Origin of the sequence: Roseovarius roseus (genome assembly GCF_043355935.2) — a bacterium.
Taxonomy (GTDB): Bacteria; Pseudomonadota; Alphaproteobacteria; order Rhodobacterales; family Rhodobacteraceae; genus Roseovarius; species Roseovarius roseus.
This window is the reverse complement of record NZ_JBHFPE020000006.1, coordinates 105,585-119,388: the sequence shown is the minus strand read 5'-3', so window position 1 is coordinate 119,388 and position 13,804 is coordinate 105,585. Positions and strand designations below refer to the sequence as shown.

The 13,804-nt window shown below is 58.1% G+C and carries 11 protein-coding genes; 9 read left to right on the top strand and 2 right to left on the bottom strand.

The genetic code is table 11. From position 1 onward, the window contains the following. The first annotated feature begins 472 nt into the window (after window positions 1-472). On the top strand, window positions 473-2,146 hold the full coding sequence (locus ACEWPL_RS11785; protein ID WP_393932341.1) for a flavin monoamine oxidase family protein: 1,674 nt from the start codon (window positions 473-475) through the stop codon (window positions 2,144-2,146). 26 nt (window positions 2,147-2,172) lie between these two features. On the opposite strand, the gene ACEWPL_RS11780 is transcribed toward ACEWPL_RS11785, so the two are convergent. Further along, window positions 2,173-2,973 carry an IclR family transcriptional regulator gene (locus tag ACEWPL_RS11780; protein WP_393932343.1) on the bottom strand — a complete coding sequence of 267 codons (801 nt, stop codon included), beginning with the start codon at window positions 2,971-2,973 and terminating at the stop codon, window positions 2,173-2,175. A gap of 239 nt (window positions 2,974-3,212) precedes the next feature. Here ACEWPL_RS11780 and ACEWPL_RS11775 point away from each other — a divergent pair, with 239 nt between their 5' ends. The 8 genes from ACEWPL_RS11775 (at window position 3,213) to ACEWPL_RS11740 (ending at window position 12,263) form a co-directional block, all read left to right on the top strand. Then, a complete protein-coding gene (locus ACEWPL_RS11775) occupies window positions 3,213-4,154 on the top strand; it encodes an ABC transporter permease (RefSeq protein WP_393932345.1) in 942 nt (313 codons plus the stop codon). Next, entirely contained in the window at window positions 4,151-5,035 is an 885-nt protein-coding gene (locus ACEWPL_RS11770; RefSeq protein WP_393932347.1) for an ABC transporter permease, read from the top strand. The genes ACEWPL_RS11775 and ACEWPL_RS11770 overlap by 4 nt, the downstream gene beginning before the upstream one ends. Next, window positions 5,035-6,825 (top strand): ABC transporter ATP-binding protein, encoded by a 1,791-nt coding sequence (locus ACEWPL_RS11765; RefSeq protein ID WP_393932349.1) that lies wholly within the window; start codon window positions 5,035-5,037, stop codon window positions 6,823-6,825. Before ACEWPL_RS11770 ends, ACEWPL_RS11765 begins: the two co-directional genes overlap by 1 nt. Window positions 6,826-6,832: 7 nt before the next feature. Further along, a complete protein-coding gene (locus ACEWPL_RS11760) occupies window positions 6,833-8,212 on the top strand; it encodes an MmgE/PrpD family protein (RefSeq protein ID WP_393932351.1) in 1,380 nt (459 codons plus the stop codon). Continuing rightward, the gene (locus ACEWPL_RS11755; protein WP_393932353.1) at window positions 8,193-9,752 is read left to right on the top strand and encodes an ABC transporter substrate-binding protein; all 1,560 of its coding nucleotides are present in this window, start codon (window positions 8,193-8,195) and stop codon (window positions 9,750-9,752) included. The genes ACEWPL_RS11760 and ACEWPL_RS11755 overlap by 20 nt, the downstream gene beginning before the upstream one ends. Before the next feature lie 54 nt (window positions 9,753-9,806). Next, complete coding sequence (locus ACEWPL_RS11750) at window positions 9,807-11,102, top strand: NAD(P)/FAD-dependent oxidoreductase (RefSeq protein WP_393932355.1); 1,296 nt, start codon at window positions 9,807-9,809, stop codon at window positions 11,100-11,102. Window positions 11,103-11,116: 14 nt separating this feature from the next. After that, window positions 11,117-11,485 carry a RidA family protein gene (locus ACEWPL_RS11745; RefSeq protein ID WP_393932357.1) on the top strand — a complete coding sequence of 123 codons (369 nt, stop codon included), beginning with the start codon at window positions 11,117-11,119 and terminating at the stop codon, window positions 11,483-11,485. A 295-nt stretch (window positions 11,486-11,780) separates the two neighbouring features. After that, window positions 11,781-12,263, top strand: a complete 483-nt coding sequence (locus tag ACEWPL_RS11740; protein WP_393932359.1) for a GNAT family N-acetyltransferase — start codon at window positions 11,781-11,783, stop codon at window positions 12,261-12,263. Between the two features lie 600 nt (window positions 12,264-12,863). Here ACEWPL_RS11740 and ACEWPL_RS11735 read toward each other — a convergent pair. Beyond that, complete coding sequence (locus ACEWPL_RS11735) at window positions 12,864-13,748, bottom strand: HAD-IIA family hydrolase (protein WP_393932361.1); 885 nt, start codon at window positions 13,746-13,748, stop codon at window positions 12,864-12,866. Between the last annotated feature and the right edge of the window lie 56 nt (window positions 13,749-13,804).

Sequence of the window (13,804 nt, the reverse complement as noted above, 5' to 3'; positions counted from 1 at the left end):
TTGGAGGTGGATCACGCAATCATCGTTCAATACGCCGATATGCCCTGAGAGAACTTGTATGTCGCCCCAACAAGAGCAACGAAGTCGGTTATTGTCTCATTCAGCCTTTACACCCACGGCGACAAGGTGAGACTCTCGAACGATTGCTCATTTTTGATTTCTCTGGTTCATTAACGTTAGAGGCCACGCTTGTTGGATGTCGCTGAGAACTGCCCCCTATGGAACCTTGCCCCTGATGGGATCTTCCGGGCCTACGCCAATTACATCGGAGAAAAGGCGACTTCACCTATCGTGGGTTTTCGTGCATTTGCGGCCCTGCGGGCGTTGATCTGGCCCCCACCGGGAGGGGGCGATCCTGATCGCCGCCACTCTGGACCTTGCTGGCATCGATTAGGTGCGAGAGGGAGGAATAATTTTTGGGACCGGCGACGCGAGCTAAACCTATCTTCGACCACCACCGACGAGGCCAAGGATGAATGAAAACAACAGACCGCGCCCCGAGGTGACCGCCTTCGGTCCCGATTTCACCTTTGCCTACGATTCATGGATAACCCATGCTGACGGGATCGGCAGCATTCCTGCGGAAAACCACGGCAAGAAGGTCGGGATCATCGGGGCGGGCATGGCCGGAATGGTCTGCGCCTATGAGCTGATGAAGCTTGGCCTGCATCCGGTTGTCTATGAGGCGGGGCAAATGGGCGGGCGGTTACGCAGCCAGGCCTTCGAAGGCGCCAACGACGCGATCGCGGAGCTCGGCGGCATGAGGTTTCCGATCTCCTCGACTGCCTTCTATCACTATGCCGATACCCTGGGACTTGATTCGCGCCCCTTTCCCAACCCGCTGACCGATGCGGCGGGATCGACGGTGATCGACCTTGCGGGCGAGACACTCTACGCCGAATCCCTCGACGACCTGCCGCCACTCTACCGCGAAGTGAGCGCCGCTTATGACGAGGCGCTGGAGGATCATGCGCAATTCTCCGCGCTGCGCGATGCCGTGAAGGATCGCGATGCCGCACGGGTGAAAGAGCTCTGGAACCCCATTGTCCGGGATTGGGACGACCGCAGTTTCTATGACTTTATCGCCTCCTCAGACGCCTTTCGGCGCCTGTCCTTCCGCCACCGCGAGGTTTTTGGTCAGGTCGGCTTCGGCACAGGAGGCTGGGATAGCGACTTCGGCAACACCATGCTGGAAATCCTGCGGGTCAACCTGCTCGGCTTCGATGACGATCAGCGATACATTATCGGCGGTGTCCAGCAGGTGCCAAAGGGCCTCTGGAAACGAGAGCCGGACCGCATGGCCCATTGGCCCGCCGGCACGTCGCTGCAAAAGCTCCATGGCGGCTCTACGCTGCCGGGCGTAGTGGCCATTCACCGCGAGGGCGAGACGGGCCCCTTCATCGTCCGCGACCGCTGGGGCCGTACGGAGCGCTACGACGCCTTGATCAGTACCTGCCAGAGCTGGGTACTCAGCACCGCCATCGATTTCGACGAACGGCTGCTCAGCCAGTCGATGTGGATGGCGCTCGATCGGACCCGCTACATGCAGTCTTCGAAAACCTTCGTGATGGTCGACCGTCCTTTCTGGCGGGACCGCGATCCCACGACCGGCCGCGAGCGGATGAGCGTGACCCTGACGGACCGGATGACACGGGGCACATATTTCTTCGAGAATGGGCCTGACGAGCCTGCAGTCATCTGCCTGACCTACTCCTGGATGTCGGATGCGCTGAAGATGGAACCTCTCTCGGTCGAGCGGCGGGTCGAGCTGGCCCTCGATGTGCTCCGCAAGATCTATCCCGACGTCGATATCGCCCGCCATATTGTCGGCAACCCGATCACGGTCAGCTGGGAGAGCGACGCGAACTTCCTCGGCGCGTTCAAGGGCGCCTTGCCCGGGCATTACCGTTACAATTACCGCATGTTCGGGCATTTCATGCAATCCGGGATGCCGCCTCATGAACGCGGCCTCTTCATCGCCGGTGACGGGGTGAGCTGGACGCCGGCCTGGGTCGAAGGTGCCGTTCAGACCGCGCTGAATGCTGTGTGGGGGGTGATGACGCACATGGGCGGGGCCTCGCCGGACACCAACCCTGGGCCGGGCGATCTCTATGCTGACCACGGACCGATCGATCTTGGCGACTGAGAATGCGCTGAGCCTGTCGGTAGGAATCATCGGTCTAGTCCATCTAAACGCTCTGTTCTGGCGCAAGTGGAGGGCAGCGAAAGGCACTCTCGGAGTTCCCTAACAATCTCCTCGATCCATGCATCATTCATCATTTCCAAAGGCGCATTGAACGAAACGGCTAAATTTACGTCGGATGAGTCGCGCCGCGGGATCGGCAGGCCTAGACCACCTTCCCCTGGAAGATAGTACGCCATGTTCAGGGCATAACCGCGCCTTCGCGCCTCGCCCACGTGTTCGGCGATTATCATCTTGTCGATGTAACGTTGCGAGGGATGACGCAGATAGCGCTCGGCATTGGACTCGATTATTTGGGCTGCGGCCTTTTCGGGTAACATGGACAAGAGCGCTAGGCTGCCGGCCGCTACGCCCATCGGCACTCTCCCTCCCAAGCCGAGTGAAAAATGCCGACGCGAGGAGCGGCTGACCATTTCGGCACACGCGGCATCGACCCCGGCCTGCACCATCAGAAAGACTGTAAAACCTGTTCGGCGCGCAAATTCTGTCATGCCAGGACGAAGCTTTTGGATCTGCGGTTCAAGTCGTTCCTGTCGCTGGGCGAGCATCGAGACTGCCGGCCCAAGCCTATAGTAGCCGTAGCGCCCGGTCGGTTCCGCGAAGCCCTTGTTCAGGAGAGAGGCAATGGAGCGATGCGCCGCTGATTTCCCGCCACCGATCCGCTGCACGATCTCTGAAAGGCTGAGTCCTTCAGGTCCGACCTCCCCCAGTGCAAGCAGAATATCGAGGGCGCGCTCGGCATTGAGAGACGATGTTCGAGAAGCGGTCATATTGCACAGATATTCCGTTTATTGGAACGGTACGTTAATTTTTGTTCCGATAGAAGGAATAATTTGACAGGTTGCGTGTGTATTAGTCTTGTATCGATGTGGAGGTTGGATGAGCTCTCTATGGGGGCTCGTCGACCGGAGCGGCTTTCCGCATCTCACAATCAGTGTGGGGAGGGCGTCGCTCTGGATTTTCACGTGAAGTGACTGCCGGGCATCCCGGCAACGCGAGGGGGAGGCAAATGCTGCCATTTCTGATCAAGCGTCTTGGCTTTGCGACGATCACACTCTTCAGCGCTTTGACGCTGGTGTTCATCCTCGTGCGCATCCTACCTGGCGATCCGGCAATGGTGATATTGGGTGACCAAGCAAGTGCCGCCAATATCGAGGCGTTGCGTGATCGGCTTGGCTTGGATCAGCCGCTGCTCGTGCAGTACGGGACATTTTTGCTTAATGCAGTGCAGGGCGACCTAGGCAACTCCTTGGTTACTGGAAGGCCTGTCATGGAAGAGATTCTGGCGGTTCTTCCTTATACTCTGGAGCTGACCATCGCCGCGCTGCTTCTCGGCGTCATGCTCGGCGTTCCGGCCGGGGTCTGGGCTGCAGTGCGACGCAACCGACTTCCCGATTATGTCTTGCGGTTCATCTCACTTTTGGGCCTGTCGCTGCCGGCGTTCGTCGCAGCAATCGTTCTCTTGATGATCTTTGCGATCCATTTCAGGTGGTTTCCGGTCATCAGTGCAGGCTCCGGAGATACGATCGGCGATCGATTGCGCCAGATGGCCTTGCCAACATTGGCGCTGGCACTGATCATGATGGCTTACATCACCCGTGTTACCCGCTCTGCCATGCTTGAGGTGCTGAACCAGGACTTCGTCCGTACGGCGCGCGCCAAAGGTGCCAGTTCAACTACGGTTGTCTGGACCCATGCGCTTGGTAATTGCATGATCCCGATCACCACGGTCGTAGGTCTCTATCTGGGGATCTTGATCGGTAATTCAGTTCTCACCGAGATCGTCTTTTCTCGGCCTGGTCTCGGCAAGCTTATTCTCACCGCTCTGACGCAGCGCGACTACACGCTGCTGCAAGGAATGATCGTCATCTACACGCTGATGGTCGTCGTGGTGAACTTGCTGACCGACCTGACCTATGGTTTCCTTGACCCGCGGATCAAATACAAATGACCCAACCAGTCTCCACTCCCATTCCTGAGCCTGTCGTTCGTCACAGTGGTTTCCAGAGCTTCTTTGGCAAATTGAATGTTTCGACTTGGATCGGCTTCACCATAGTCGTTGCACTGATATTGATGGCTACGTTTGCGCCGCTGCTGGCCACGCATGATCCGGCTCGACAAAACATCATGGATACGTTGACCATGCCAGGGTCGGACTACCTTTTGGGTGCTGACCAGTTTGGTCGGGATATTTGGTCGCGGCTTATCTACGGGGCACGCTATTCCCTTACGATCGGCTTCTTTGCGATCGTCATCGCTATGGTTGTAGGCACTTTGATCGGCATGATCGCGGGCTATGTCGGCGGGCGGATCGACATCATCCTTATGCAGATTATGGATGTCGTGCTGGCCTTCCCCGCATTGATCTTGGGCCTTGCGATGGTGGCGATGCTTGGCGCAACGTTGACCAATATCATCATCGCCATTGCGTTCACCGCGACCCCGGCTTTTGCGCGGATCGCGCGCGGGGGCGTCATCGCACAGCGCGATCGAGAGTATGTGGAGGCCTGTCTCGCGATGGGATTTTCGGGACCTCGCATTCTCTTTCGACATATCACTCCTGCAATCCTGCCCGAAGTCATGGTCATGGCCTCGCTCTGGATGGCGACGGCCGTACGAACGGAAGCTTCCCTCGCATTCATCGGACTGGGGCTTGCACCGCCCACCCCAACGTGGGGAGGTATGGTGCGAGACGGCTTCGACAACATTCTGAACTCGTTTCACTTGGCGCTTATGCCCAGCCTGGCAATCCTTATCTTGGTTCTCGCCTTCAATCTGATCGGTGACGGTCTGCGAGATGCGATCGACCCGCGTCTGAAGGATGCCTCCTAATGCCAGCAGATCCTATCCTTTCCGTGCGTGATCTAAACATCTCCTTTGGCAGCGCGACCGTTGTAGACGACCTGAATTTTGAAATCGCTCCAGGCAGTACGCTTGCCATGGTTGGCGAGTCGGGATCGGGCAAATCCGTCACTTCACTGGCAATCATGGGGCTTCTGCCCGATCGCGTTGGCCGGGCAGAGGGATCGATCAGGTTTGATGATCGAGAGCTTCTGACACTCCCGGAATCCGAGATGCGTCAAGTTCGTGGCGACCGGATCAGCATGATTTTTCAAGAACCCATGACGTCTCTCAACCCTGTACAGCGGATTGGTGATCAGTTGGGTGAGGTCATTCGCATTCACCGGGGGTTGAAGGGCGCCCAGTTGAAAGCGGCAGTCCTTGAGATGCTGAAAAAGGTGCGCATCCCCGATCCTGAAACTCGCATGCGTCAGTACCCGCACACCTTTTCGGGGGGTATGCGTCAACGCGTGATGATCGCCATGGCACTGGCTTGCGATCCGGCGCTGATTATCGCGGACGAGCCGACTACTGCGCTTGACGTAACAGTCCAAGCCCAAACGCTGGCGCTCTTGAAGGATTTGCAGCGGGAGACAGGAGCAGCGGTTCTTTTCATTACCCACGATATGGGTGTCGTGGCCGAGGTCGCTGACCATGTATTGGTCATGCGACATGGGCGCGAGATTGAAAGTGGCACGGTTCACGACGTATTCTCGAGTCCCAAGGACCCTTATACAAAGAGCTTGATTGAAGCTGCGCCCAGTGTCGCAGGTAAGCGCGCTGATGGCACCATACCCGCTCGCCCGGTGGATGGCGTGCCAATATCATTCTCCGGTGATCAACCCGTTTTGAAAGTCTCCGATTTGTCGGTCCGCTTTCCAATGCACAGCGGGTTTCTTGGTCGGGTGACGGGCATCGTCCACGCAGTCGACGATGTTTCGTTTGCAATTGGGAAGGGAGAGACATTGGGCTTGGTGGGCGAGTCCGGCTCAGGAAAATCTACGATTGGCAAGGCGATCATCAACCTCGCCCCAATCCACTCCGGCGAGATAAGCGTCTTGGAACAGCCCATCAACTACCATGATCCGCGCAGCTTGGCGCGGCTACGCCGTGATGTGCAGATGATTTTTCAAGACCCATATGGTTCGCTCGATTCCCGGCAGACTATTGGATCTGCAATCATTGAGCCAATGTTTGTACATGGCCTAGCCAAGGGCCGCGAAGCTGTCGAGAAAATGGAATGGCTGATGGAACGCGTCGGTCTCGACCCCGCCCGCGCCTCAAGCTTGCCGCACGAGTTTTCAGGCGGGCAGCGCCAGCGGATCTGCATTGCGCGGGCATTGGCGATGTCCCCGAAACTAATCATCGCAGACGAGGCGGTCTCAGCGCTCGATGTATCGATCAAGGGGCAGATCATCGAACTGATGATCGATCTGCAACAGGAATTCGGAGTTTCCTATCTCTTCATCAGCCACGATATGGCTGCGGTTGAAAGGATCTGCGACCGCGTCGCGGTGATGTATTTCGGCGAGATTGTCGAGATAGGCAATCGCAACGATGTGATAGGGCGACCCGGGCATGATTATACTCAGCGCCTTCTGTCGGCCATTCCTATCACCCATCCCGACCAGCGCGACACGCGCGTTCTTCCCACACTCGATTCCACCGCGCCTCGTAGCCCGATCAAGCCGCTGGATTATCGTCACCCTGCTCCGGAATGGAATGTGGCTGGCGAGAACCACTTCATTCGTCGGGCCTCGTCTGACATCTTAAACAAATAGGTTTCATATGCATGTGATAGAGGAACTCGCAGTCTTCGCGGCCGATCATCCGCAGGGTTGCCTCCCGCGAGAAGCCAGCGCGGCGGTTTCCTTACTTGTGACCGATTTGCTTGCCGCCACTGCTGCAGGGTTGCAGATGCCGCTCTCTGCAGCAGCTCGAGCAGCAGCGCCCATGCTGTACGGTAGCGGGCCGGCTCAGGTTTGGTACACTGATCTCAAGCTCTCGCTTGCCGGGGCGGCCATGGTCAACGCCGCCGCTGCAAGTGCTCTCGATATCGATGATGGACACCGCGGCGCCGCCGGACATGCAGGTGCGGGAGTTATCCCCGCCGCGCTAGCTGTGGGCCAGACGCTCGGGTCGAGCGATGCTCAGATTTTTGATGCGATTGCACTCGGATATGACGTGGCGCTGCGGATCGCTTCTTCGCGACCGACGGGAACTTTCGATACATATAGCAGCGGTCGCTGGGTCGGTTATGGCGTTGCGGTAGCAGCCGGACGGCTTCTGGGTCTTGATGCTCGGAAGATGGCCTATGCGATGGCCATCGCTGGCGCCGAGGGTCCGATCAGCTTTCCCACGGGTAGCTCGAAATACCAAGGCAGTACTGTGAAAGAGGGTATCCCGCCTGCTGTCACTGCTGGGCTGACAGGCGCGTTCAGGGCCCATGCCGGCGCGACCGGACCGATTGATCTTCTGGACCGCGAAGACCGCTTCAAGCGCGCCACCCTGACAGATGGCTTGGGTGAGGAGTGGTGGCTGCACCAGTGTTATCTAAAGCCCTACGCGTGCTGCCGCTACATGCATGCCGCAGTGGATGCGATCACTGAGCTGCGCCACCCTGGAAAGCCCATTATCAGCCTGCGGATCGAGACCTTCCCGCAGGGATTGAAATTGTCGAACTCCCGGGCTCCTGCGACGCTCGAAGCCGGGCAATACAGTTACTACTTTAGTTGCGCTCTTGCTGCGCTGAAAGGTTCCACTGCCCTCCAGCCAGTTGATCCTGCTTGGCTGACCGACGGTGCAGTATTGGAGTTGGCCGGACGGATTGAGCTGGCGGCGCATGAAGATTTTGATTCCTCGTTCCCCGTCGGAACACCTTGCCGTGTCATCATGGATCAGGGGGAGGGTCCGCAAAGTTTGACCGTGCTGCATGCCTTGGGGGATGTGGCCAACCCAATGTCGCGCAAACAAGTTATCGAAAAATTCCGCCGCATTGGCGCTGCTAATGTCACCGACGCACGCCAAGAGGCAGTTCTCAGTGCGCTCGATGGGCTTATGGACCATGGATTTGCACCGCTTTTTGCGGCTCTTGATGTGGATGCTGCGCAGACTGACCAAACGATTCATCAACAAGGAGGTAATAAAGATGAACTTCTCTTTTCCTAAGGGGCACATGCTCGCCGCCATTCTCGCGGCAACAGCGATTGCACCACTGTCGGCGTTCGCCAATACAGAGCTAAAGCTTGGGGCTGCTGCCGCTGATATCGGCAACCTGGACCCGCACTACTCATCCAGCACTACAGACCGGACGCTGGTTGCTTGGGTCTTTGGCGGCCTCGTTCGTTTTGCGCCCGGCTCCACTGATCCAGCCACAATCGAAGCTGATTTGGCTGAAAGCTGGGAAGCCAGCGAGGACAACCTTGTCTGGACTTTCAAGCTGCGCAAAGGTGTGGAGTGGCATCACGGCTATGGTGAGGTTACAGCCGATGACGTGGTCTTTAGTCTCAATAAGTCTGCGGACTCTGAGCGGTCGGCCTTTGCCAGCGATTACTCCGCCATCAAAAGCGTTGAGGCGGTCGATTCCCACACTGTCCGCATTACGCTGAACCAGCAGATACCCAGCGTTCTGGGATTGCTGGCCAACTACGCTGGCGGCTTCATCATAAGCGAAGACGCCTATGAAGAGCGCGGCGATGAGTTTTCGCGCCGTCCCGTTGGCTTTGGCCCCTTCCAACTCGATTCCATTGAGCCGGGCGTTGCCGTCCATTTTACTGCACATAAGAATTATTTCCGTGGCACGCCCGAGCTTGAGAAGATTACCTATCGCTTCCTCTCCGCGGCTTCGGCACGCGATCTGGCGTTCCTTTCAGGTGAAGTCGATGCAATTACGGGGCTTGCGGATCCGCGTTGGTTGGAGCGCACGACCGCGATTGACGGGGCAACTGTCGACATTTTCAACCCGGCAGAGCTCTCTCTTCTGCACATAAACACCACACGCGAGCCGTTCGACGATATCCGCGTGCGCCAAGCTCTGGCCTATGCCGTGGATGCAAGTCGGATCGCACAGTACCGCGGCGACGCGTTCACTCGGGTGGCGAAATCCGTCGTCCCGTCGAACAACCTCGGCTACACTGAGGATAATGGTCATGTCAGCTTCAACGCGGACCGCGCTCGCGAACTACTGTCCGAAGCGGGTTATCCCGATGGGCTGACCGTGCCGATGATCGGGAGCCAGCTTCCCAGCTATGAATCGTCTAACCAGGTTCTGCAGGCACAGCTTTCTGAGGTGGGTATCACGTTGGAGCTGGAGCCTGTCGAACACGCGACCTGGCATCAGATGATCCGCCAGGATCTAAGCCCGCTCGTGAATTACGGTGCGGCGCGCTTCCCGGTTGCGGATGTCTATCTAAGCCAGTTTTTCCATTCGGACGCTATCGTTGGCACGCCAACCGCAGTGACCAATTTTAGTCATTGCGATGTGGCCGATGAGCAGATCGAAGCCGCACGTACGGAAACCAATCAGGAGCGGCAGATCGAACTCTGGGAAGAAGCGCAGCGCGTGATTTTGGAAGAGGTCTGCGCGATCCCGGTGACCGAGACCGCCGGGGTCTGGGCGCGACGTGAAAACCTCAATTGGGGCCATGACTTCAATGGGTCGATGTCCCTTGGTCCGCTCGTGACTGAAGAGACGCACTTCACTGATTAATAAACCTCAGGGACCGCGGGAAACCGCGGCCCTTTCTCTTGACACGTGGCGACTATGTCCAAGCTTCCATTTCCGACTTATTCCAATATCTGCGGTTGGAACGCCATGTTGCCGATCCGTCGTCCGCACACTCCCGTTGCGGGCGATCAAACCTTTGATTACGCCGTGATCGGCGCAGGCTTTACCGGGCTTGCAATCGCGCGTCGCCTGCACGAACTGGATCCTCAGGCGCGGATCGCTGTTCTCGAAGCCACCACGGTCGGTGAAGGCTCATCCGCGCGCAACTCAGGCTTTACCGCCGCAGAGGTCCTGCCCCGTACTGCAACCATGAAGGGCGCTGAAACCGCACGGCGGCAGAGCGCGCTGATTGGACCAGCTTTCCACTGGCTAACCGGTTTGATCGAAGAAAAGGGCATCGACTGCAATATGCGGAAAGTGGGATCCATCCGCGCCGCCGCGACCGAAGCCGGCGAGGTCTCGCTGCGCAATGTGATAGAGGTCGCGCAATTTAACGGGATAAAGCATACGGTGCTCGGTCAGGCTGAAATCGCAGATCGGATCGGATCGGACTACTATCGCCTCGGCATCTATGTGAATGACACCTATCTCATACAACCCGCCGCCCTTATCCGCGGTTTGGCCGATACCTTGCCGGAAAATGTGTCGCTTTACGAGAACTCTCCGGTTCTCGGGATGACACGTGAGAACTCCGGTTGGGCTTTGACGACCAACGGAGGCATGATCCGCGCCAGTCAAGTTGCTCTGGCCAATAACAGCTTCATTCGCAGCTTTGGTTATCTGAAATTGCGTATGGCTACGATCTACACCTATGCTGCGATCACCGCCCCGGTCCCCGAGGCCGATCTTGGCCAATTGGGCAGTGCGGAAAATTGGGGTCTTTTGCCAGCACATCGTCTGGGCACCACGCTTCGGCGCATCGGACGAGACCGGCTGATGGTGCGATCACTTTATGCATACGAATCTGAGGTGAGCCAAGATGAAGCCATCTCCAAGCTGCGCAGCCGGTTCATAAACCGATGGCCGGACCTTGCGCACGTCAATTTGGAGTATGTCTGGGGCGGCACCACGGCCTTCACCATGAACGGGGCTCCTTGGTGGGGTCGACTGGAACCTGGGCTCTTCGCTTCGGGCGGCTGCAACGGTAGCGGCATAGCCAAGGGTACAATGCTGGGTCGGCACTTGGCCGAGCTGATGACCGGCGCCGGCACACCTGAGGCAGTCACCAAAGCCATGGGCACCGCGAGCCTGATCGCACCAGAGCCGTTCCGAAGCATCGGCTTCCAAATCATATCCGCCTTGGAAAGCCGCAAGGCCGGGCGCGAAACCTGACGAAAGGGCAGACAATGAAACTTGAGCGATTTGACGTTAATTCCCGGCGCAGCCGGATGACAACTTATAACGGCGTTTGCTACCTCTCGGGGCAGTTCTCGGACAACGTCGGAGACGTGGCCATGCAAACCCGCGAAACACTAGCCAAAATCGACGATCTACTAGCCCGGGTGGGAACCGATAAGTCACGATTGCTGACAGCAGAGATATGGATCACCACCATGGCAGATTTTCCCGCCATGGATGCGGTCTGGAAAGAGTGGGTAACTCCGGGCAATCCACCTCCCCGCTGTTGTTGCGCGGTCGAACTAGGTGACCCCGAAATGCGCGTGGAAATCATGGTTACTGCAGCTCTTGGCGAAGCCATTCTGAGCGATACCTGAGCCATCCGTAGAAATTTTGTCACTGGATTAGGCTGCGACTTGCAATCTGCTAATCTTTGATGGGAAAGAGATTGATGATGTCCCGATGCAAGAAGCCCGCGCTGGATCTCAAGTGAAGGCGGTTCTGGACATTCCGAAAGGTAGCATCGGCGCTGGCTCCCAAACTGGTCGAAGATGTGATCCTCGTAACAAGGCAGCTTGCCGAGGATCACATAACATTGTTCATCGTCATGCACGAGGTTTACGGACTCCCTCTAGCATCGCGTGTTCACACGGCGTGGAGGGGGCTTGATCTGTGGGCGAGATCGTGATGGCACCAGTAAAGCCAGACCACATTGACATGCTGGACTCTGCCCTGCGGCAGCTGGCGTTTGAACTGGGTGACCCCTATACCGCCGACGCCGCGATACTGGCCGAAGCTGTCTGCGGTCCCGCAGCATCTTGCCTTGCACTGCTCGCCATTCGCGGTGCCAAACCGGTGGCTGCCGTGCTTGCTGCGCCAGCTTTCTCGACCAGCCAGGGTGGTGCGGGCATCTTCGTCAGCGATCTCTGGGTCGCGAAAAATGCGCGCGGTCTGGGACTGGCCCGGCGACTGCTGGCCGCGACCATTCGGGAGGGTAGAAGCCGGAATGCCGGAAGATTTTTGAAACTCGCGGTTTATCATGACAGCCTTGGCGCGCGCGCAGCATACGACCGGCTTGGCTTCATCGCATCGACCGACGAAATAAACATGCTGTTAACCGGCGCAGCTCTCGAAGCGCTGAGCGAGAGGACATGAAACATCTGGAAGGCCTAAAAGATTGCACGACATTTGGGTGGGTGGATCCTACTCGGCTGGCTGGAGTTTCTTTTTAAGGCATTGAAATTAAACATCTTCTTGAATATATTTCGCTACACCACCATAATTGCCACCATATAGCCCGTTAGCTTGTCCTATGATGCAAGCGATTGCTGCGATGCGAACTTGGAGTTCGGCGATCTGGCGGTCGAACTTCCTCGCCATGAGACATTACCCCCGGCAGTTTCACACAGTGCATCATGACACCGCTCCATTCTTGGAGCCGTGAACCACGCAATGCGCCCAAAATCAATGGGTCCAGAGGCTAGCCTAGCAGAATGTACGCCAACTTCTTAAAGTTGCGGATCGCGGCTATGTCTTGGAGCATGGCCGGGCCGTTCTGGAAGGTGGAGCTGCAGACCTTGAAGGACACCCCACGGTTCGCAACGCATATCTAGGGTTCTAACACGCGGCCGAAGACGCATGCTCAATTGCGATCTCTGCTTGAGTGTTGGCAGGAAGGTGAGCTTGGCTCTCTGCAGGCTCAAGATGACCCACATGTGCCGGATGCCCTTCAAAAATGCCTGGTTGCGCTGTGGCTTAGATCCGCGGCAGTCGCCAATCGGGGTGCAGCGCGGCACGATTGCAGAAATCGGCGGTGTCGTAGCCGGCGAAGAGACCATCGCGCGCAACCAGGACAGTGCGCCATTCACGCGCGGCCGCTCCGAGGATGTCGGTGTGCAGCGTGTCACCGCACATGACGATCCGGCCGGGTGGAGTGCCGGTCAAGGTGGCTTCAACCAAGTCATAGACCTCGGGGAAGGGTTTGCCGAAAAAGCGCACCTGACCCGCCCCGCCATCCAGCAGGAGGTGGCCGTAATGGCCGGGCTCAAGCGAGAAGCCGTCATCGCGCGGCGCGACCAGATCAGCATTGGCGATCAGGACGGGGCGGTCATGCGCGGCGAGGGAGGCTTGAAGCAGGGCCTGCCGCGCATCAGTCCAGTCGCTCGAGGATAGAAACAGGAAGCCGTCGGCGCGATCGTATGGCGCGGGATCATCGCCGAGACGCAGGACGTCCTGGCCGATATCCTTCAAACTGTCCTCCGGTGCGGCGATAGCGCCCCACACGCCCGGCGTTAGCGCGCCCAAAGCGGCGTCGCGGCTAGTGATGATCTCATCGGGCGCCACGTCGATGCCGAGTTTGGCGAATTTGGACACCGCCCCCGCGCGGTCATAGCTGGCGGCATTGGTCAGGATGCGGATCCGGCAACCGAGGGCGCGCAGCTGATCAACGCGCCGGTCGGCGCCTTCAATCAGAGTATCGCCCACATTCAACACCCCGAACGCGTCAAACACAAAAGCTGCGGCCTCGCTTGCGATGTCGGTCAGCGCCGTGATGTCCTGCGTGCCGGACCGAGGCGGGGCAGAGGGCAGGCGCGGCCTGATCTGCTCGTATCGCTCAAAGATCGTCGGTGCGCTCAGCATGGGTGGTCTGGTCCCTCAGTATTTGCTGCGGTGCCTCGCTCGGGGAGGGCTGCGAT